12 protein-coding genes are annotated in these 20,714 nt (G+C 57.0%); 7 read left to right on the top strand and 5 right to left on the bottom strand.

What is annotated here, in order from left to right; translation table 11 throughout:
• The 5 genes from JWG43_RS14450 to JWG43_RS14430 form a co-directional block, all read left to right on the top strand.
• On the top strand, positions 1-847 hold an 847-nt coding region (locus JWG43_RS14450), incomplete at its 5' end, for an ATP-binding protein (protein ID WP_205243656.1).
• Between the two features lie 223 nt (positions 848-1,070).
• Positions 1,071-3,380: a PAS domain S-box protein gene (locus JWG43_RS14445; protein WP_205243655.1), complete on the top strand. Its 2,310-nt coding sequence runs from the start codon at positions 1,071-1,073 to the stop codon at positions 3,378-3,380.
• Entirely contained in the window at positions 3,373-5,700 is a 2,328-nt protein-coding gene (locus JWG43_RS14440; RefSeq protein WP_205243654.1) for a hybrid sensor histidine kinase/response regulator, read from the top strand. Before JWG43_RS14445 ends, JWG43_RS14440 begins: the two co-directional genes overlap by 8 nt.
• 45 nt (positions 5,701-5,745) lie before the next feature.
• Positions 5,746-9,093 carry a chemotaxis protein CheB gene (locus JWG43_RS14435; RefSeq protein ID WP_205243653.1) on the top strand — a complete coding sequence of 1,116 codons (3,348 nt, stop codon included), beginning with the start codon at positions 5,746-5,748 and terminating at the stop codon, positions 9,091-9,093.
• Positions 9,094-9,205: 112 nt separating this feature from the next.
• Complete coding sequence (locus tag JWG43_RS14430) at positions 9,206-10,951, top strand: PAS domain-containing sensor histidine kinase (RefSeq protein ID WP_205243652.1); 1,746 nt, start codon at positions 9,206-9,208, stop codon at positions 10,949-10,951.
• A 271-nt stretch (positions 10,952-11,222) separates the two neighbouring features.
• Here JWG43_RS14430 and JWG43_RS14425 read toward each other — a convergent pair whose 3' ends face one another.
• From JWG43_RS14425 to JWG43_RS14405, 5 genes are all read right to left on the bottom strand, one after another.
• A complete protein-coding gene (locus JWG43_RS14425) occupies positions 11,223-12,638 on the bottom strand; it encodes a dihydrolipoyl dehydrogenase (protein ID WP_205243651.1) in 1,416 nt (471 codons plus the stop codon).
• Between the two features lie 412 nt (positions 12,639-13,050).
• A complete protein-coding gene (locus JWG43_RS14420) occupies positions 13,051-13,998 on the bottom strand; it encodes a universal stress protein (RefSeq protein WP_240193609.1) in 948 nt (315 codons plus the stop codon).
• Between the two features lie 68 nt (positions 13,999-14,066).
• The gene (locus tag JWG43_RS14415; protein WP_205243650.1) at positions 14,067-15,770 is read right to left on the bottom strand and encodes a cation:proton antiporter; all 1,704 of its coding nucleotides are present in this window, start codon (positions 15,768-15,770) and stop codon (positions 14,067-14,069) included.
• 49 nt (positions 15,771-15,819) lie between these two features.
• Positions 15,820-16,023, bottom strand: a complete 204-nt coding sequence (locus JWG43_RS14410) for a tautomerase family protein (protein ID WP_240193608.1) — start codon at positions 16,021-16,023, stop codon at positions 15,820-15,822.
• A gap of 227 nt (positions 16,024-16,250) precedes the next feature.
• Positions 16,251-17,957, bottom strand: coding sequence for a putative bifunctional diguanylate cyclase/phosphodiesterase (locus JWG43_RS14405; RefSeq protein ID WP_205243649.1), 1,707 nt, complete (start codon positions 17,955-17,957; stop codon positions 16,251-16,253).
• 570 nt (positions 17,958-18,527) lie between these two features.
• On the opposite strand from JWG43_RS14405, the gene JWG43_RS14400 reads away from it, so the two are divergent.
• Both JWG43_RS14400 and JWG43_RS14395 read left to right on the top strand, forming a co-directional pair.
• Positions 18,528-19,376, top strand: coding sequence for an ion transporter (locus tag JWG43_RS14400; RefSeq protein WP_205243648.1), 849 nt, complete (start codon positions 18,528-18,530; stop codon positions 19,374-19,376).
• 120 nt (positions 19,377-19,496) lie between these two features.
• Entirely contained in the window at positions 19,497-20,360 is an 864-nt protein-coding gene (locus JWG43_RS14395; protein WP_205243647.1) for a class I SAM-dependent methyltransferase, read from the top strand.
• Positions 20,361-20,714: the final 354 nt, after the last annotated feature.

The following is a 20,714-nucleotide window of genomic DNA, read 5'->3' as shown; positions in this document are numbered from 1 at the left end:
CCTGCAGCCCGCCCAACCCATCAAGGAAGCCCTTAAACTCCTCCGCCCTTCCCTGCCGGCAACCATTGCCATCAAGTGCCGGATCGATCCCGACACCCAACCCATCCTCGCTGATCCGACCCAGATCCACCAGATTCTCATGAACCTCTGCACCAATGCCTTCCATGCCATGGAACAGAGCGGGGGCACCCTCACCATCACCCTGCGGAACCAACACTCTGAGGACGAACAACAGCAGAAGCAGCGCGATGTACTCCCGGGCAGGTTTGTCGTCCTCTCGGTGAGCGACACCGGCACCGGCATCAGCCCCGAAATTCAGGAACGGATCTTTGACCCTTATTTCACGACCAAGGAGGCCGGCAAGGGCACCGGCATGGGCCTGGCCGTCATTCATGGCATTGTCACCTCCCATGGCGGCTTCATCACCTGCGCAAGCGAGCCGGGTCAGGGAACCACCTTCCAGGTTTTTTTCCCCGCCATCGAAGCGGAACAACCAAGCACGATCAAGCCGGTCGAGATGATCCCAAGAGGCAACAGCGAACGGATCCTCTATGTTGATGACGAAAAGACCCTGGTGGAAACGGGCAAGGCCATGCTCGAACGGTTGGGCTATGAGGTGACTGCCCGATCCAGCAGCCTGGAGGCCCTGCGGGCCTTTCACGACCGACCCGATCACTTCGATGTCCTCATCACCGATCAGACCATGCCGATGATGACCGGAGCTGATCTCGCCCGGCGGGTCCTGGAGGTCCGGCCGCGGATGCCGATCATCCTCTGCACGGGGCACAGCAACCTGGTGAATGCGGAACAGGCCAAGGCCCAGGGGGGATTCGTGCCTTTGCCATGAAACCGATCACCAGACAACAGATGGCCGTCCTGCTGCGATCGGTACTCGACAACCCGGGAGAGCAGGACACCTGACCGCAAAAAACGAGGCCGCACGGCAAATACAGCCGCTCGCTGGTTCATCTTGCCGAACATCAACGGCACGGTTGTCCGGCGTGGCCCCATCCAAACACAAACACCCCCGGAGAACCCGGGACCACAAGAGCCGAAAAAGAGTTTCCAGCATGAACCAACAAGCACCCTATGATCAACCGGCCAGCAAACGTGAGCGTCTGCTCATGGAACGAATACAAAATCTGCTAACCCTGATCAATTCGTCACCGGATGCAGCCCTGCTCATGGATACCAGCGGCACCATGCTGGCGGTGAACAAAGCCCTGGCCGCCCAGTTCGGGGTGTCGGCAACAGAACTTCCGGGGAGCAACATCTATCACAGACTCCCCCCGGAACTGGCGGCCTCGCGACGGCAACAGATCGAACAGGCCCTGGTCTCGGGACAAACAGTTTCCTTCCAGGATCAACATGACGGCCGTTTTTTTGCCCATGATCTCCATCCGGTGCGCAATCGAAAAGGTGTGCTGGATCGACTGGCTGTCTTCAGCCGCGACATCACCGCTGCCAAGCGAATGGAACACCTCCTCGAAGCCCGCCTGCAGCTGAGCGAAACGGCGACCGCCCTGAGCATGGAGGACCTGTTGGCGGATGTTCTTGACCACGCCGAGGCCCTCACCGGCAGCCACATCGGTTTTTTCCATTTCGTCGAACCCGACCAGGAGACCATATCCCTGCAGGTCTGGTCGCGCAGCACCATGGCCCGCGGCTGCCGACTCACCAGCCAAAAACGACACTATCCCATCGAGCAGGCCGGGGTCTGGATCGACTGTCTCCATACCCGCCGGCCGATTATCCACAACGACTACGCCAGCCTGCCCCATCGCATGGGCCTGCCTCCGAACCACGCCGAGGTGCGCCGGGAATTGCTGGTGCCGATCATCAGAGGGGAAAAAGTTGTTGCCGTGTTCGGGGTCGGCAATAAGAAAAAAAAATACGATCAGGAAGATATCGACACCATAACCAGCCTGGGGGACCTGACCTGGGACATTGTCCTGCGCAAAGGCAAGGAACAGGCCCTGCAACAAAGCGAGGAGCGCTTCCGCAGGGTCTTTGACCTTTCACCGGTGGGCATGGCCATGGTAGGGCTGGATTTTTATTTTCTCAAGGTCAACGACAGTTTCTCCGAGCTTATCGGCTATTCCGAGAGCGAACTGCGGACCATGACCTTTGCCGACATCACCCACCCGGAGGAGCGGGTACGGGATACATACCAGGTCCGACGCCTTGCGAGGGGCGAGATCGATCGCTATGAGGTCGAAAAACGCTATCGCCACAAAAACGGGGCCACTATCTGGGCCCGGGTCACGGTCAGCCTGATCCATGACAACAACCACGAACCGCTCTTTTTCCTGCCCATTATCAAGGATATCACCAAAAGGAAACATGCCGAGGCCGCGTTGCGCCGCAATGAAGAACGCTATCGGATGCAGATCGAGCTGGCCATGGACGGCATCCTGCTCAGTTCACCCCAATGGACCATCACCGCCGCCAATCGGAGCCTGTGCCTGATGCTCGGCATGGAAGAAAAGGACATTCTCGGTCGACATATCCGCGACCTGCCCTTCACCCCCGAGAGCCTCCAGATCTGCCCTTTCCGCCTCGATCTCCTCAAGCAGGGGGAAATCGTCAACAGCGACCGGGTGCTCATCCGCGCCGACAACACCCTGGTGCCGGTGGAGATGCGTACCGGCCGGCTGCCGGACGGCAGTTATCAATCGATTGTCCGCGACATCACCGAACGAAAACAGTACGAACACCAACTCGCCGATGCGCTCAGGGAAAAAGAGGTCCTGCTGCGCGAGGTCCACCACCGGGTCAAGAACAACCTGGCCGCCATCATCAGCCTGATGGATCTGCAGCGACGGAACCTCGAGGATGCCCACGGTCAGGTCATCCTCACCGAATTAAGCAACCGCATCCGAACCATGAGTCTGATCCATGAAAAACTGTACCGAGCCGATTCGCTGGCAAGCATTGATTTCCAGGATTATACCCAGGCCCTGATGTCCCACCTGCGCACCACCTTCGGTTCTCCCGACATCATCTGCCGGGTCGAGGCCCATGGGGTCACCATCCCCCTGGATCTGGCCTCACCCTGCGGTCTGATCGTCAACGAACTGGTGACCAATGCCCTCAAATACGCCTTCCCCGAGGGTAAACCCCATCCCGGCAACACCGATTGCCAAATCCTGGTGCGCCTGCTCCGGAATGACGTCAACTACACCCTGACCGTGGCTGACAACGGGATCGGCTGGCCAACGGGATTTGACTGGACAAAGCCCCAGACTTTGGGCATGATTCTCGTTCGCATGCTTGGTCAGCACCAACTCCGCGGCCAGTACCTCGTCGATCAGAACAACGGCACCAGCATTACCTTAACCTTCAGTGACAGAAAAAAAGGAGTTTCCGTCCATGAGTGACATGGCTGACGCGACCCTGCTGATCGTCGAGGACGACGCTATTCTCGCCGTCCACCTCGAGGCCACGGTCCACAACCTGGGCTACAAGGTCCTCGGACCAACGGCTACCGGCGAGGAAGCCATGGCCCTGCTGCACACCCACCAGGCCGATCTGGTGCTCATGGACATCGAGCTTGCCGGTCCCCTCAACGGTATCGAAACCGCGGCCATGATTGCCGGGTTCACGGACATCCCGGTCATCTTCGTCACCGGCTTTTCCCACGAACTCCTGCTGAAGCAAGCCAAGACAGCGGCGCCCTACGGGTACCTGGTCAAACCGGTCAATGAACGGGAATTGGCGGCGGCCATCACCATGACCCTGCACCGGCACCGCCTGGACCGGGAACTCAAACAAAGCCGCAAAGCCCTGGCGATCAGTGAATCCAGATATCGCCTGCTGTTCGAAAATTCACCCCTGGGTATTTTCCGGACCACCATCGAGGGCACCATTCTGCTGGCCAACCAGGAAATGGCGGCCTTGCTGGGGTATGCCTCCCCGCGGGAGGCCATCGAGCAGTGCACCGACCTGGCCCGTCAGGTCTATGTCGATCCCAACCAGCGCCAGGAGTTCATCGACCAGTTACGCCACCATGGCGAAGTCCGGCTGTTTACCTGTCAATGGCGCCAGAAAAACGGCGCACCCATCTGGGTCGCCATGAATGCCCGCCTCTCCGCTGTCGACGACCCGCGTGGAAATGGCGTGGAACAGGTGATCGACGGCTTTGCCCAGGATATCACCGAGCGAAAACTGGCCGAGCAGGCCCTCCAGGAAAGCGAGCAACGCCACCGCCAGTATCTGTTGAGCACCCCCTATGGGGTTTTTGCCGTGGACGCCGCCGGTCACTACCTGCAGGTCAATCCATCGGCCTGCCACCTGACCGGTTATACGGAGTACGAGTTGCTGGCCATGACCATTGCCGATCTCCATTTTGAAAATGACTGGCCAACCATTCGAAAAAAGCTGCGACAAGTCAACCATCATGGCTCTTTCTCCGGAGACCTGCCTTTCCGGCACAAGGATGGCACCCGCCGCTGGTTCAATCTGACCGCGGTCAAAATCAGCGACGACCGCTTTCTCGGCTTCTGCAACGACATCACCGAGCGCAAGCAGGCAGAGGCGGAAAATAAACACCTGCAGGCCCAACTCCTCCAGGCGCAGAAACTGGAGGCCATCGGCACCCTTGCCGGAGGTATTGCCCATGATTTCAACAATATTCTCGCCGCGGTGATCGGGTATGCCGACATGGCCAGGGACAATGTCATCAGCGACACTCCGATGGCCCGGGATCTGAACCATATCCTCAAGGCCGGCCACCGGGCCAAGGACCTGGTCAAACAGATCCTGACCTTCAGCCGCCAGGCCGACAACGAGCCGTCCGTCTTCTACCCCGCCTTCATTGCCAGGGAGGCGGTCAAACTGCTCCGCCCCTCCCTGCCGGCAACCATTGCCATCACAACAGATATCGAGGCCAAGGCCGGTCCGGTGCTCATCGACCCGACCCAGTTCCATCAAGTGGTGATGAACCTGTGCACCAACGCCTTTCATGCCATGGAAGAAAACGGCGGCACCCTGGACCTCAGTCTGACCACCGTACGGATTGACAACGGCCCCCTGATGGATACGCTTTCGGCCCAATCCGGTGACTATGTACGCCTGACCGTCAGGGACACAGGCAACGGGATGCCCCCGGAGGTCCGGGACCGGATCTTCGACCCCTTCTTTACCACCAAGGAGGCCAGCAAAGGCACCGGTATGGGCCTGGCCATTGTCCACGGCATCATCACCGGCAGCGGCGGTTTCATCACTCTGGACAGTTCCCCGGGTCAGGGGACGACCTTTCAGGTCCACTTGCCCCTGGTGGAGGTGCAACCCGAGACCGTCAACGAATCGACAGCGGTCGTAACCGGAGGCACGGAACGGATCCTTTTCATCGATGACGAGGAAATACTTGCGGAAATGACCACGGAAATGCTCGCGCGGCTGGGGTACCAGGTGACGGTGCAAACCAGCAGCCTGGCGGCCCTGACCACCTTCGAGAGTCAGCCCGATCAATTCGACCTGGTGATCACCGATCAAACCATGCCGGGCATGACCGGAACGGAACTGGCACGACGGATGCTGCGGATACGCCCGAACCTGCCCATCATTCTCTGCACCGGGTACAGTACTCAGGTCAGCGAGGAAAAAGCCAAGGCCCTGGGAATCCGCGCTTTTCTCTTCAAGCCGCTGGGCAGAAAAGACCTGGCCCGGCTGATCAGACAGGTGCTCGACACGCCTTGATCCCGCCGCCCCCTCCTCTTCCCTCAGTGAACCTCTAAGGACGTTATGCCTCGATCAAGAAAACAAGCGTTGCCACCCACTCCCACCCATATCGTCGGCATCGGCGCCTCCGCCGGCGGCCTGGAGGCCATCGAAGCCTTTTTCAAAAACATGCCGGCCAAAAACAATCTGGCCTTTGTCGTTGTCCAGCACCTGTCGCCGGACTACAAAAGCCTGATGGTGGAGTTGCTCACCAAGAAAACGGACATGCCGGTGCACCGGGCGGAAAACGGCATGCAGGTTCAGGCAGGCAATATCTACCTTATCCCCCCGAAAAAGAACCTGACCATCTTCCACGGCAAGCTGCTGCTCAACGACAAGGTCACGAATCAGGGTATCAGCCTGCCCATCGACATTTTTCTTCGTTCCCTGGCCGAGGATCAGACGGAAAAGGCCATCGCCATCATCCTCTCCGGAACCGGCAGTGACGGGACCCGCGGTGTTCGCGCCATCAAGGAATTCGGCGGCATGGTCATGGTGCAGAGCGAGGAGAGCGCCAAATTCGACGGCATGCCCCGGGCGGCGATCTCCACCGGGGTGGCTGATTTCATCCTGTCCCCGGAGGAGATGCCGGCACAATTGCTGGCCTATGTCGCCCATCCCTACGTCTCGGGGGAAAAACAGAGCGATCATCTGCTCAAGGATGCCGATGCCCTCACCCGTCTGTTCGCGGAACTGCGCGACAAGACCAAGGTCGACTTCACTTTTTACAAACCCAGCACCATCACCCGACGCATCGAACGGCGTATGTCGGTCAACCAGATCAGTGACTTTGAGGAGTATGTCCGCTATCTGCAGAGCTATCCCGGGGAGGTGATGAATCTCTACCGGGATCTGCTCATCGGAGTAACCAACTTCTTCCGGGATCCGGAGGCCATGACCGAATTGGAGGAGCGCTGGCTGCCCGAACTGCTGCGCACCAGCAAAAACCGGGAAATCCGCTTCTGGGTGGCGGGCTGCTCCACCGGGGAGGAGGCCTATACCATTGCCATCATCGTCAAGGAGGTCCTTGAAAAGCTGGCCATCAGTCGCGATATCAAAATATTTGCCACGGATATCGACCGCGGGGCCATTATCACCGCCGGCGCCGGCATCTATCCCGAAGGCATCCTTGGCGATCTGCCCCCCAGGATCACCAGCAAGTACTTTTACCACAAGGAAGACAAGCTGCAGATTGCCCGTCATCTTCGTGAAATGGTGGTCTTTGCCCAGCACAACCTGATCAAAGATCCGCCTTTCACCAATATCGACCTGATCTCCTGCCGCAACCTGCTCATCTACCTGCAACCGGTTCTCCAGCGCAAGGCCTTTGAGATGTTCAACTTTTCCCTCAACCCCGATGGCCTGCTTTTTCTCGGCAGCAGCGAAACCATCGGCGAGATGACCGATTTTTTTGAACCCCTGCACCAGAGGTTCAAGATCTATCGGTCCAAAGGCAAAACCCAACTCCTACGGGACGAACTGACGATCACAGCCAAAGAGAACAAATACCCCTCCCAGCCCTTTACTCAGATTCGCGACCGCCGGCACAGCGACAGCGAGGACAATCGCCTCGTAAAAAAATACCTCGAAATAGCAGCGCGGCACTACCTGCCCCCTTCGGTCGTGGTCAACGACCGGTTGGAGGTCATCCATATCATCGGCAATACCGAGGGGATCCTGACCCTGCCCTCCGGGCCAATTGACTTCAACATCACCAAAATAGCGCCCAAAGAACTGGGCATTCCCCTGGCCACCGGCATTCAGAAGGTATTCCGTACCAAAGAGCCACTCACCTATACCAATGTCCGCCTCCAGGTGCGCGACCAGGACCACACCCTCAACATCCGCATGTCGCCCATGCCCGAGACCAAGGGCCAGGATCCCCTGGTTGCCGTTTTTCTGGAAACGATCAACACGCGAGCGGTGACCAACCTGCCAGCCACCGTTGCTTATGACCTCGACGAAGAACACCAGCAACGCATCGAGGATCTGGAGCACGAACTGCAATTTGCCAGGGAAAACCTGCAGGCGACCATCGAAGAACTGGAAACATCCAACGAAGAGTTGCAGGCGACCAACGAGGAGCTGCTTGCCAGCAACGAAGAGCTGCAGTCCACCAATGAAGAGCTGCAGTCCACCAATGAAGAACTCTACACCGTCAATGCCGAGCACCAGAACAAGATCATCGAATTGACCGAACTCAACAATGATGTCGACAATCTCCTTACCAGCTCCCGCATCGGCACCCTGCTGCTGGACGAGGACCTGGAGATACGAAAATTCTCTCCGGAAATCAGTAAAATATTTTATATCATGGAGAAAGACATCGGACGCCCCCTCACCCATCTCGCGCACCGTCTGGTGGACTTTGATCCCTTCGCGGCGGTGCGGACCGTGCAGCAGACCAACCAGCCGCTGGAACAGGAGGTCCGGGCGGAACAATCCCGCTGGTACCTGATGCGCATTCTGCCGTACGCCATCGGCCCCAATATCTTTTCCGGCGTGGTCCTGACCTTTGTCGACATCACCGAGGCCAGGGCAACCAAAAATCATCTTGTTCGCAGTCGTCAGACAACCCAGGAAATCAGCCACCATATTCCGGTGGGACTGTTCGTGTACCAGGTCAAGGAGGATGGCGGGATGTTCCTGGAAAGCTGCAATCCGGAAGCGGAACGGATGACTGGTATCACCATGCGTAAGTGGGGCGGCAAGGAATTCGCAGAAATCTGGCCCCAGGCCGAGCAGATGGGCATCACGGAGCATTTTCGCCAGGTGATCGAAACCGGCAGTGCCTGTTTCCTGGAAAACTTTGCCTACGAGGACGAGCGGATCAACAGCAGATATCGCATCCAGGCCTTTCTGCTGCCGGACCGGCGACTGGCGATTTCGTTTGAGGATATCAGCAGGCAGCAGGAGATGCAGCGGCAACTGCAAGAGAGTGAGCAACGGTACCGGAGCCTGTTTGAAACCATGGCCCAGGGGGTTGTCTATCAGGATGACGCAGGCCGGATCATTTCCGCCAATCCGGCCGCCGAGCAGATCCTGGGCTTGACGATCGACCAGATGCAGGCCATCACCTCCATGGACCCACGCTGGCAGGCCGTCGATGAACAAGGCAATCCTCTGCCGGGCAGCGAGCATCCCGCCATGGTAGCCCTGCGGACCGGTGAGCCGGTCTTCGGCTTCATTATGGGGGTACGCGGTCCGGTCGATGAACAAATGCGTTGGATCCTGGTTAACGCCACCCCCCAGTTCCAACAGGGAGAAGAAAAACCCTATCAGGTCTATACCACCTTTGAAGATATCACCGAACGCTGCCGCCTCTTCCGTACCGGATCCAGCCCTGGGTGCTCTCAATGTCCTCCAACATAAAGGAGCCGGCCAAGTGACCGCGACGATCCACCCTCCGGCGTATCCTGTCAGGCAGGTCCAGGCCGGGGCCGCTGAATAAGCCGCAACCACCGCGAGAAACCGACACAAAACCATGAGTAAAGACAAGCCCGATCCTGATTTCGAAGACCTGCGCAAACGCGCGGAAGCGCTTGCCCGGTCCACTCCGGACAACGCCGCTGCGCCAACGCCGGAGGCATACCGCCAAATCATCCAGGAACTGCAGATTCATCAGATCGAACTCGAACTGCAGAACGAGGAACTGCGCAATACCCAGCGCGCCCTGGAAGAGAGCCGCACCCGGTACATGCAGCTCTATCATAACGCGCCGGTTGGTTATGTGGTCCTCAACAGGGCCGGTATCATCACCGAGGCCAACGCCACCTTTGCCGATATGGTCGACCGCGATCGCGGCCGCCTCCTTGGCAGACCCTTTGCCGATTTTCTCTTTCTTCCCGACCAGGCCGTCTTTCTTGCCCGCGCCAAGGCCTTTTTCAAGCATCCGGAGGGCAAAATTCTGGAATTCCGGATTGGCGCCACCGCCCCGACAGCCCGTTACGTGAGCCTCAAGGCAACGCCCCACTACCACCACCAGGAGCAAAGACTCCAGCACCATCAGGAGGTGCTGCTCACCGTCACCGATATCAATGATCGCAAACAGGCTGAACAGGCCCTGCGGGACTCGGAACAGTTTGCCCGTTCAACCGTCAATGCCCTGGATGCCAACATTGCCATCCTGGGCAGCGACGGCCGCATTGTCGCGGTCAATCAGGCCTGGCGCAACTTTGCCCGGGACAACCATTCCGACCCGGAAAAAGTCAGCGAAGGGGTCAACTATCTTACCCCGTGCCACTCGGTCCGGGGCCATGAGGCCACGGAGGCCGAAAATTTCGCCAACGGTATCATCGCGGTCCTCCGCGGAGACCGGGAAAACTACTATCAGGAATATGCCTGCCATTCACCCGAAGAAAACAGATGGTTCATCGGTCGGGTTACCCGGTTTCCCTATAAAGGCGCCAATCGCGTCGTAGTTGCCCATGAAAACATCACCCATCGCAAACAACTGGAAAACGAAAACCTGCTGCTGCAGCACCAGATCAATCAACGGGAAAAGGAAGAAAGCCTTGGTCGCATGGCCGGCGCCATTGCCCATCATTACAATAATATTCTCTCCGTGATCATGGGCAACCTCGAACTGGCCCTGGATGATGCCCCTCCCAACAGTACTTTGCACCAGACCCTGTCCTCGGCCCTCAACGGCACCAACCGGGCCGCTGAAATAAGTGGCAAAATGCTGACCTATCTGGGCATGAACACCAAGAGAAAAAAATCTTTCGACCTCAGTGTTGTCTGCCGACAGACCCTTCCTCTCCTCCTGGCGCGCAAACCCGAGCCTGTCCGCATTGAGACCGACTTCACCGCCCCTGGCCCGGCGGTTCTGGGCAATCCGGAACAACTGCAGGAAATTGTCATCAATCTGACCGAGAACAGCTGGGAGGCCCTGGGCGCAAAGAACGACGTCATTCATCTCGCGGTCCAGACAGTTGCCGCTGCGGATATCGAGCCGGTCCTGCGTTTTCCACTCTCCTGGCAACCAAAGACGCAAACCTATGGCATGCTCGAGGTCCGGGACCAGGGCTGCGGCATCAGCGAACATGAGATCGACAAGATCTTTGACCCTTTTTTCAGTGGAAAATTCATGGGTCGCGGCATGGGGCTTGCCCTGGTACTCGGTATCCTGCGGGCCCATGACGGGTGCATCACCGTCACCAGCCAACCCGACCAGGGTACCACCGTCCGGGTGTATATTCCGGTGCACGATAGAGCCACCGGCAATTGAAGAAATCCTAATCCGTGACGGCCGGACTTTTGCTTTGAATATAACCTACTGTAACCATGTTGTAATTGCAACCGAACCCTTGACAATACCTTTCATCAGCCGCCCCTTCGGGGCATCCGCCCGCACGCCATCTTCATTGCCCGTACCCGTCCGATAAAGTCACCATTCATCAAACAGCCACGAACAACGAAGCTGACGCACGGACGTACGCTCACGGGTTCAGGGGAATGTATACCCGGTGTCATTGGTTCCTCTCGAGCAGGTGCCAGAATCAATCCAGGGCTTCCGCCTGAAACGCGGCGCAGGAAGAGAGATCTGAAGCGCTTTTTTCAGGGAGTTGCGTGGTCAAATGGCGTAAGGCACTTCTCAACCCCTCCTCCACCACCGGATGATAAAAGGGCATGCGGAGCAGGTCAAAGACCGTGAGCGATCGATCAATGGCGAGGGCAAGCAGGTGGGCCAGATGTTCACCGGCGGGCGCACACATTTCCGCGCCCAGCAGGAGCCCGCTCTGTTTGTCGGCGTACACGTGAACCAGCCCCTTATTGCGCAGGGCAGCCCGGGCCCGCCCCTGACGACGGAAATTAAAGGCACCGGTGACAAAGGAGCCAGGGGTCAGTTCACGCAGGCTCCTGCCGACCACGGCAATATTGGGGTCGGAAAAAACAATGACCAGGGGGGTGCGCCTCTTGAAGCAGGTTGTCCTGCCGCTGGCAGCGTTCAACCCGGCAATGTGGCCTTCATCAGCGGCCTCGTGCAGCAGCGCCAACCGGCCATTGGCATCCCCGGCCAGGTACACAGGGAGGTTATCGATCTGCATGGTCTGCGGATTGACCTCGGGCTGTCCCTGACTATCGAGTTCGATGCCCAGGGTTTCCAGCCCCAGATCATCAATATTGGGCCGGCGCCCCAGAGCGGCAATGACCTGTTCAACTATAACGGTGTCGGTGCCGTTGGTGACCTCGATGCCATCGGTCGTCTGCCGCAATTCCGCCGGAGCACCGGCATGGACAGGGAACTCTCTCTGAAGAAGCTCATCAAAGGTGCGGTTGACCGTTTCATCCGTCAACCCTGCCAGAAGAGTATTTTGATCATATCCGACGACCTCAAGACCCAACCTCGCCAGGGCCTGGGAGATCTCAACACCGATGGCACCCAGACCGATCACAGCGATCCGCCGACGCAACCGTTCCTGCTCAAACAAAGTGTCGGTGGTTATAAGACGATCACCAAAACCACTCCAGGCCTTTGGAACAATGGGGCGGGAACCGGTGGCCAGAATGATCCTGTCCGCGGTCAATTCCTGCCCGTTGACCAGGACCCGGTCAGGGCCAAGCAGGCGAGCCTTGCCGGTGATGCTGCGCGGTCCCAGATCTTCAGTGAACTTAACCGGGCCGGCGATGAAACGATCCCGCAGAGCACGCACGCCGCGTAACACCCTTGGAATATCCACTGACAAAGATGCTCCGCCGTTGATGCCGAACTCGGTAAAGCTATGACGGCGATGATAGGCGTTGGCCGCTTCGATAAGAGATTTTGAAGGCATACAGCCCACCCGGGCACAGGTGGTGCCATACGGACCATGGTTGATGATGGCAAACCGATCAGTATGCTTGCGGACTTCACGAAGGGCCGCCAGGCCGGCTGAACCGGCACCGATGATGAGCACATCCAGTTTGGTATTCATAGGGTTTCTTCTCCTTGACGCAGAATGACATTCAGCAACAGGTAATAGCATCGGCAACAACGTGCAACCGGCCACCCGGCGCCGGTCAACATCTGCCTCTCTCGGCGGCAGGAACCGTACACGGCAGGTGGTGGCCTGCTGTGAAGCAAGCACCCGGGGCGCCTGTACGCGCTGACAATAGTGGAGGATGTAAACTCGACAGGTCCCCCCGTGATGAGCCGCGATCAGCTGACGCCTTTCCAATCAAGCACTGACAAAAGCCTGGATCCGTGAGCGTTCGTCCGGATGCCCCGAAGGGCGGCTGGTGAAAGGTATTGTCAAAGGTTCAGCTGCAATTATAAGATGAGTACAACAAGATATATCCGCAACAAGAGTCCAGCCGTCACGGATTCAGGTCCTCGCTGCACGTAGATCAATACGCCTTGACCGGCGAAACAAAGCCGCTTGGCTTCAACGCCACCAGGGCACAGCTGATCTGCCGCATGATGTTTTCCGCGGTATTGCCCATGATAAAACCGATAATTCCGGTCCTGGCTACTGTGCCCATCACCAGAATGTCCACGGCCTTGTCATGGACAAAGATCGGAATGAGGTCATCAGCCCGTCCTTTCAAACGATGAACCTGAAAGTCACCGCCGATACCCGACTGCTGCAGCAGATCGCTGAGGCCGCTGTGGTGACTGGATTGAGCCTTCTGGGCTGCGTCGCGCATCGTTTCCTCGGGAATATAGACCCGGGTATTTTCCCGCAGGTACCGTTCAAAGGCAAAGTCCCAACAGGAGACAATATCCAGATCCCCGCTGCAGGAATCGGCCAGGGAACGACCCAGTTCCAGAAGGCGCAGGGAAAGGTCATGCTCGGCCTCGCTGCGGCTGTCAGGATTCACCGCTACTGCCACCCGGATTGCCTGCCGCGACCGGGAGATTGGTCGAGCCAGCCATACCGGGCTGGGACATTTCCTCAACAGGCTCATGTCCATGGCCATGAATCCCTTGCCACCCTCCCTGGGCTCCGCCTCCTTGATGACAAGATCGTGGCCATGACGGAGCACATGACGGATAACACTGATCGCCGCCGGGGTGGCATTGCTGCTTTCCACCTCCACCTCGACAGGGACAAGCGCTTCGTCCATTTCCAGGGAAAGACGCGCTTTTTGCAAAGCGAGTGCCACCTGTTCAGCCATGAAGGTCCGGTATTTGCCCTGATACTCCTCCTGGTCCGCCGGCAAGGGAGGACAGACAACAAGAAACTTCAACGCGGCTTTATTGTTCCTGGCCAGACTGAGGGCCTGTTTGAGCCCTTCGCTGTCATCGCCGAGACCGGTGCTGGCATAGAGAATATTGTGAAAATTGCGCATCATGTCCTCCACCTGAATCAGTGACGGCTGGACTCTTGTTTTTAATTTCCGCTCCAATTAACGATACAACATCAGGCCAGGGCTTCTTTGAGACGTTTTGCAGCCTGATCAGCAGCGTCATAATACGGCAGGAAGACAAAATCCGCACCCATGGTCCTCAGTTCTTCAATTTCGCGACGATTTGCGGTCTGCTGCATGGAAACGGCTATGATACCGAAAAAATTCTGTCGTTTCAGTTCATCGATCAAAACCAGGCGGGGGTCCTCGTGGGTCAGACCGAGTTCATGCTGTGCCATGGTGGAAATGACGCAACGCACCCCGCGCAGGGGCAGATGGCTGACGAACTCCTGATCACTGGCATCACCATAGATCACATCATGGCCCTGCTCCCGCCAGCGACGCACTTCATCGGGGTTGAAATCCACGGCCAGAATCAAGAAACCATCTCTGATCAAGCGTTCCGCCAGGGCTGTTCCATATCGCCCCAGCCCGAAGAGAATAACATCATACTGTTTCTTACCGATAAAATGCTGATCCTGAGTATTCTCTTGTCGGGGAAGACGCCGTTCGAACACTCCCAACATGGGCTCGAGTCGGTTATACAAACCATGTGAATAAGTTATCATATATACGGACAAAGCGATGGTCAAGAGACCCACCAGAGTTACCAGGGCCAGGGCTTCCGAATCGAGATGTCCCAGCATGAGTCCCATGGACATGAAGATCAGTGAGAATTCACTGATCTGGGCCACGGTGAGACCGGCGAGAAAACCCGTGCGTTTGCGATACCCCATGCCCCCCATAATAACCATGACGATAAGCGGGTTCCCGATCAGCACAAAAAGGGAAAAGATGATGGCCGGAACCAGTTGTGCCCCAAGCAGGCCGAGGTCAAGGTGCATGCCCAGGGCAATAAAGAAAAACAGTAACAGAAAATCCCGCAGGGAGGCCAGACGGGCAATGATGGCCTCTCGGAACGGGGTTGAAGCCAGCGATACCCCCGCCAGCAACCCGCCCAGTTCCTTGCTGAAACCAAAATAACTGCCCAGGGTGGCCAGCAGGGCCGACCAGCCGATGGCAAAGGTGATGAGCAGTTCCGGAGAATGAGCAACGCGACTGACCAGGGGGGTGGCCAGAAAACGGATAAAGAGGCCCACCAGTGCCAGCATGGCGACTCCATAGGCCAGCACACTGACCAGATGGAGGAGAAAAGAGTTGTCACCACCTTCCTGCGCCCCGATACCAAAGGCCGACAGCACCATCATTGCCAGGACCACCACCAGATCCTGAACAATAAGAAATCCAATGGCAATCCGGCCATGGAGCGAATCCACTTCCTTTTTATCGGTCAAAAGCTTGACAATGATAATAGTGCTGGAAAAAGTGAGTGCTACTGCCACATAAAGCGAGGTGACCGTGTCCATCCCCAGGGCAATCCCGATGACAAAACCAACTCCGGAGGTGAACAATACCTGGCCAAGACCGGTGGCCAGGGAAACCGGCCCCAGGGAGCGAACCAGTTTCAGATCCAGTTTCAGCCCGACCAGAAACAAAAGCACCGCCACGCCCAACTCCGCCAGCAGTTCGACATTCTGATGCGACTGGACGATATCAAGGGCCGATGGTCCAGCCAGGACACCCACGGCAATGAAACTGACCACCATGGGCTGACGGAGGAGCAGCCCGATGAATCCCAGCACCGAGGCCAGCACCACCAGGGCAGCCAGCTCATAAAATGGATCGGCATGAATCATCGCGAAGAAATGTTCCAACATGATGTATCCTCTCGCTCGACGACAACCGGCCTCGCCTACCTGCTTGCTGTCATTGCCCTCGGGCCCGACGTCTGGTGACCTGTTCGCCGGCTATTCCCCAGTTATCCGTGTCCACTTCGTCGATCACCACCACCGTGGTTGCCGGATTTTTCCCCAGAACCTGCTGAAGGAGATCGGTCACCCCTTTGATGAGTTCGGCCTTCTGAGCAGGGTTTACGCCTTCTCGGGTCACCTTGATATTGACATAGGGCATGGACGATCCTCCACTGTTGGCTGTGGGACGTAGCATCATACATCCACTTGATGAGAACAACCTGAATCCGTGACGACTGGACGTTTGTTTTGGATGTATCTTGCTGTACGCATATTATAATTTTTATAATTGCAGCGCAGCCTTGATAATAACCTGCACCAGCCGCCTTCGGGGCGTGCGGACATACGCTCACGGATCCGGGATCTTTGCTGGCTCCTGCCTTGATGTCAGACGTGGATATGGCCACCGTTTTCCTTGTACCAGGCGGCAAAGGTATCGGCTGCCAATGGTCGACACAAAAAATAGCCCTGGGCCTGATCACAGCCCATGCCCCTGAGAAAACGGCAGGCTTCCCTGTTTTCCACACCCTCGGCAAGGGTCTGAATTCCTTGTTTTCGGGCCAGGGTAATCGCGGCTTCGACAATATGCATGGCCCCTGTATCACCAGGAAGCTTGCGGACAAAAGACTGATCGATTTTGATCAAGGAAACAGGCAATCGGTGCAGATACTGCAGGGAGGAATACCCGGTGCCGAAATCATCTATGGAGACAATGACTTTCGTCTCCGACAACCTGATGAGGCCGGCAATGGCGCGCTCCATTTCCACCATCAGGGCCGTTTCGGTCACTTCCAGTTCCAGCAGGTGCCGCTCAAGGCCGTGTTGATCGAGCAGACGCAGAACCTGATCGACAAAACCTGGCTGCAGAAGGTTGCGGGTCGAAATGTTGACTGCCATGGACACCTCGATACCTTGCCGCCGCCACCGGGCCATTTGTCTCAGGGCCTCATCCAGGGCAAACCTGGTGATCAGGTTGATCAGGGTACTCTGCTCTGCCCTGGGAATGAAGATCTCGGGAGGAATCACCCCCCGCTGGGGATGATTCCAGCGAATCAAAGCCTCCACCCCGTCCACCTTGCCTGTGTTCAGCACCATCTTGGGCTGATACTCGAGGGACAGTTGTCCATCTCTGATCGCATCCTTCAATTCGCCGAGCAAACGCAGGTTTTCTCTGGTCACGGCACTGATGGATGCACTGTAGGAGGCACAGTCCCGTACCTTGTCCCGCGCCTCGATCAAGGCTGCTTCGGCCTCCTGCAGATAGGTTTCCGGTTTCTGGAGAAGGGCATCGAAGGTCACGTACCCCAGGCGGACATCAACATGAATAGGAATGGATTCCAGCATCAATGGAGCCTGAGCGCATGCCCGTAATTCCTCGACCCGTTCGATGATGTCCCCACTGTCGGTGCCGGTGAGCAACACCGCCAGCAATTCGGTATCCACACGGTGAATCCGGGCCTCGTCCATGACTATTTCCTGCAGGCGCTGGGCCAGTTGACCAACAGCCATTTCAAGGACGGCAAGCCCGAAAGCAGATTTCAATTCTGTTCTGTTTTCAATCGAAAAGACAGCCAGCGCCGAGACCTTTGACCTTTCCCTGTCGGCTGGACTTGCAGGGAAGGTCTCAAACAGGGCAATTCGATTGGGCAAACCGGTTGCCGGGTCGTGACGGGCAGCCCAGTGCAGATGGCGGAGGTAGGACTGGACGCTGTCACTTGCCGCTCCGCTCAAAAAACCGATCAAAACAAAAAAACCGCCGCGATACAACCAGTTGAGCGTGGACTGCATTTCACCGGTACTCACATCGATCGGCATCAAAGGCCCGAGAGCGAGACCACCGAGCAGACCGAACACCGCCCCACCCCGCATACCGAGCAAAAAACCGGCAAGAAGAACCGGAATGTACATGGAATGGGAAAAAACAAATTTGATGCCTCCGGTCCAATAAACAAACAGCGTCACCCCACCGACGCAAAAGAGCAGCAGTGGCACCATGATCCGCTGCATCCGTGGCAGATTGCTGCCCAGCCACTCGAAAAATCGCGCTGTTTGCATTACCGGTACACGCCGATGGAAACGGACACCTTTGTCCATATATCAATTCCAGCCTGAAAGGAACGAAAACCGTCAAAAAGATCCATGTTGCAACCAGGTACAAAGAGCTGAATCACCTGTTCTCCAAGGCTGTACTATACCGGAAAAAGAAAGATTGTCAAAAAAGGATCTTCCCCGTTTCCAGAGAGCAAAAGCCAGTCATGATGCGCATCAGCACCTGGTTGACGGACAAAGAAGACCGAAAAAGAAACAGGATAAAATCAGATCAAATTTACCCGCAAATATGGTATAGAATACCCCCTCAACCGGGGCACGGCCCTCGTTTTCCTGTCTTGCGTGAGCAGGTACCGACCGATTGACCCTTTCCTGGATCCGTCAGTGTTCCTCCATGCGTCAGCGTCGTTGTCCGTGGCCGTTCGCTGAAAGGACACTGTATCGGACGGGTACGGGCAATGAAGATGGCGTGCGGACGGACGCCCCTAAGGGTGGCTGGTGAAGGGCATTATTTAGGTTCCGCTGCAATTACAATATGATGACAGCAAGATACATCAAAAATAAGCGTCCAGCCGTCACGGATTCAGGACTTTTTTTCAATGAGGTTTTTGGGCAATGAGCAGGATCGAGCATATAGGCTGGCGCGACCAGCTGTACCATTGGCTGGAAAAACGTATTATTCAACGTTTCATCATTACCATCATTCTCCTCAATGCCGTCATCCTCGGCCTGGAAACCGTCCCAGCCATCAACGATCCTCATGGCGGGCTGCTCTCTCGACTGGACCGTCTCTGTCTGGGGATTTTTGTGGTTGAGCTGACCCTGGCCATCATTGCCATGGGACCATCCCGCTTTTTCCGTGATCCCTGGCGGGTTTTTGATTTTGTGGTCGTCAGCATTGCCCTGATACCGGCGACGGGAGCCTTTACCGTTCTGAGAAGCCTGCGGGTTCTCAGGGTCCTGCGGCTGGCATCGGCTTCGCCAAGGATGCGGGTGGTGGTTTCGGCTCTGCTGGCCGCCATTCCCGGTTTAAGCTCCATCATTGCCCTGCTGCTGCTCTTGTTTTACGTTGCGGCAGTGATGAGTACCAAGCTGTTTGGGCCCAATTTCCCTGAATGGTTCGGCTCCATAAACGCCTCCATGTACACCCTGTTCCAGATCATGACCCTGGAAAGCTGGTCCATGGGCATTGTCCGCCCGGTTCTGGAACTGTACCCTTATGCCTGGCTCTTTTTTATCCCTTTCATCATGCTGGCAACCTTTACCATGCTCAACCTGTTCATCGCCGTCATTGTCGAGGCCATGCAGAGTCAGGCGCAGGCCGCCCAGGCAAAACAGCTCGAGGAAATCGAAACCATCGCCGAGGAAAAAGAACAGGCGCTGCATCGGGACATCGACAGTCTCCGCCGTGAAATCAGTGAATTGAAGGAGTTACTCCGCCGCTGCACACCGGAAAAAAGGTAAGGCCGGCAACGGATCAGGTTTCCAGGCCTTGCAGTCCTTTCCCCGCGCCCGGTGAACGGTTACAATGCAGGACACCCTTCAACGCTCCAAACAGGTCAGGCAGGTCCCGGCAAAACGGCCATGAAGCTTAAACCTCTCCTGAGACAATTTTTTCCGGACCTGAACCCCGCCCGCCTTCCGGGTGGTTTTGATCGGGTGGGCGATATTGCCGTGATCGGTATAACCCCGGAAGTGGTTGCCTGGGAGCGACGGATCGGGGCAATCATTCTGGCATCCTCGCCGCATATCCGTGTGGTGGTCAAACGAACCGGCCATTATCAAGGGGCGCACCGCACCCTACCGCTTTCCGTTATCGCCGGGGAGGAACGATTGACCACGGTGCATCGGGAAAACGGGGTTCTGTTTCATCTCGACCTGGCCCGGGTTTACTTCTCGATCCGTTCTGCCCACGAGCGGGCCAGGATCGCCTCCCTGGTCCAACCGGGCGAGACCGTGGCCGTGCTCGGATCGGGCATCGGGCCCTATCCCCTGATCATCGCCCGTCACAGTCAGGCACGGGAAATTGTCGGCATCGAAATCAATTCCATTGCCCACCAATATGCCCGCAAAAACCTGGCTGCCAATCGCGGCATCAACAATGTTGTCTGCATCCTTGGCGATGCAGCCAGGGAACTTCCATCTCTGCACCGCGGCTTTGACCGCATCCTCATTGTTCAACCTCTTGGAGGCGCCGCTCTGCTGCCCCACGCCCTGGCCGCGCTGCGACCTGGAGGCTGCCTGCATCTCTACGACATGCAACCCAAAAACCAATATGAGGGTACCATAACCAAGATGACAGTTGCCTGCGCCAGGATGGATCAATGTATACGTCACCTGGACACAATTCTCTGCGGTCATTGCGGTCCGACCAGGTACCGCATTTGTCTGGATGCAGTGATCGATACCACAAAACCCTGCACTGGCATACCCCCCGCGGACGATTAAACCACCTCGCGGCAACTCTCCCCAGCCCCTCAACCTGTTCATCTCCCCATGCAACACTGTGCTGTTGAACAATTCCTTTTTCCTGTTCATTCGGTCTTGTCCTTGCACCTGGTGAATGTTTATACTACCACGCAGTGACCTTGGCCTTTTCCTTTCCCGGCCTGCTGTGTTTGCAGTTTCCGGGCACCTGTGCTATGCAGAGGCCAACGTATCTGTCACCTGGATCCGTGAGCGTTCGTCCGTACGTCAGCTTTATTGTCTGTGACCGTTCGATTAAAGTAAACTTTATCGGACGGTTACGGGCAATGAAGATGGCGTGCGCACGGACGCCCCGAAGGGCGGCTGGTGAAGGTT

This window comes from Desulfobulbus alkaliphilus (assembly GCF_016918545.1).
Taxonomy (GTDB): domain Bacteria; phylum Desulfobacterota; class Desulfobulbia; order Desulfobulbales; family Desulfobulbaceae; genus Desulfobulbus; species Desulfobulbus alkaliphilus.
The sequence above is the reverse complement of the archived record's forward strand: the minus strand, read 5'-3'. Positions and strand labels throughout refer to the sequence as shown.

Coding starts and splice junctions, on each gene's coding strand:
- JWG43_RS14445 (WP_205243655.1), top strand. CDS start 1,071: ATGAACCAACAAGCACCCTATGATCAACCGGCCAGCAAACGTGAGCGT.
- JWG43_RS14440 (WP_205243654.1), top strand. CDS start 3,373: ATGAGTGACATGGCTGACGCGACCCTGCTGATCGTCGAGGACGACGCT.
- JWG43_RS14435 (WP_205243653.1), top strand. CDS start 5,746: ATGCCTCGATCAAGAAAACAAGCGTTGCCACCCACTCCCACCCATATC.
- JWG43_RS14430 (WP_205243652.1), top strand. CDS start 9,206: ATGAGTAAAGACAAGCCCGATCCTGATTTCGAAGACCTGCGCAAACGC.
- JWG43_RS14425 (WP_205243651.1), bottom strand. CDS start 12,638: ATGAATACCAAACTGGATGTGCTCATCATCGGTGCCGGTTCAGCCGGC.
- JWG43_RS14420 (WP_240193609.1), bottom strand. CDS start 13,998: ATGATGCGCAATTTTCACAATATTCTCTATGCCAGCACCGGTCTCGGC.
- JWG43_RS14415 (WP_205243650.1), bottom strand. CDS start 15,770: ATGTTGGAACATTTCTTCGCGATGATTCATGCCGATCCATTTTATGAG.
- JWG43_RS14410 (WP_240193608.1), bottom strand. CDS start 16,023: ATGCCCTATGTCAATATCAAGGTGACCCGAGAAGGCGTAAACCCTGCT.
- JWG43_RS14405 (WP_205243649.1), bottom strand. CDS start 17,957: ATGGACAAAGGTGTCCGTTTCCATCGGCGTGTACCGGTAATGCAAACA.
- JWG43_RS14400 (WP_205243648.1), top strand. CDS start 18,528: ATGAGCAGGATCGAGCATATAGGCTGGCGCGACCAGCTGTACCATTGG.
- JWG43_RS14395 (WP_205243647.1), top strand. CDS start 19,497: ATGAAGCTTAAACCTCTCCTGAGACAATTTTTTCCGGACCTGAACCCC.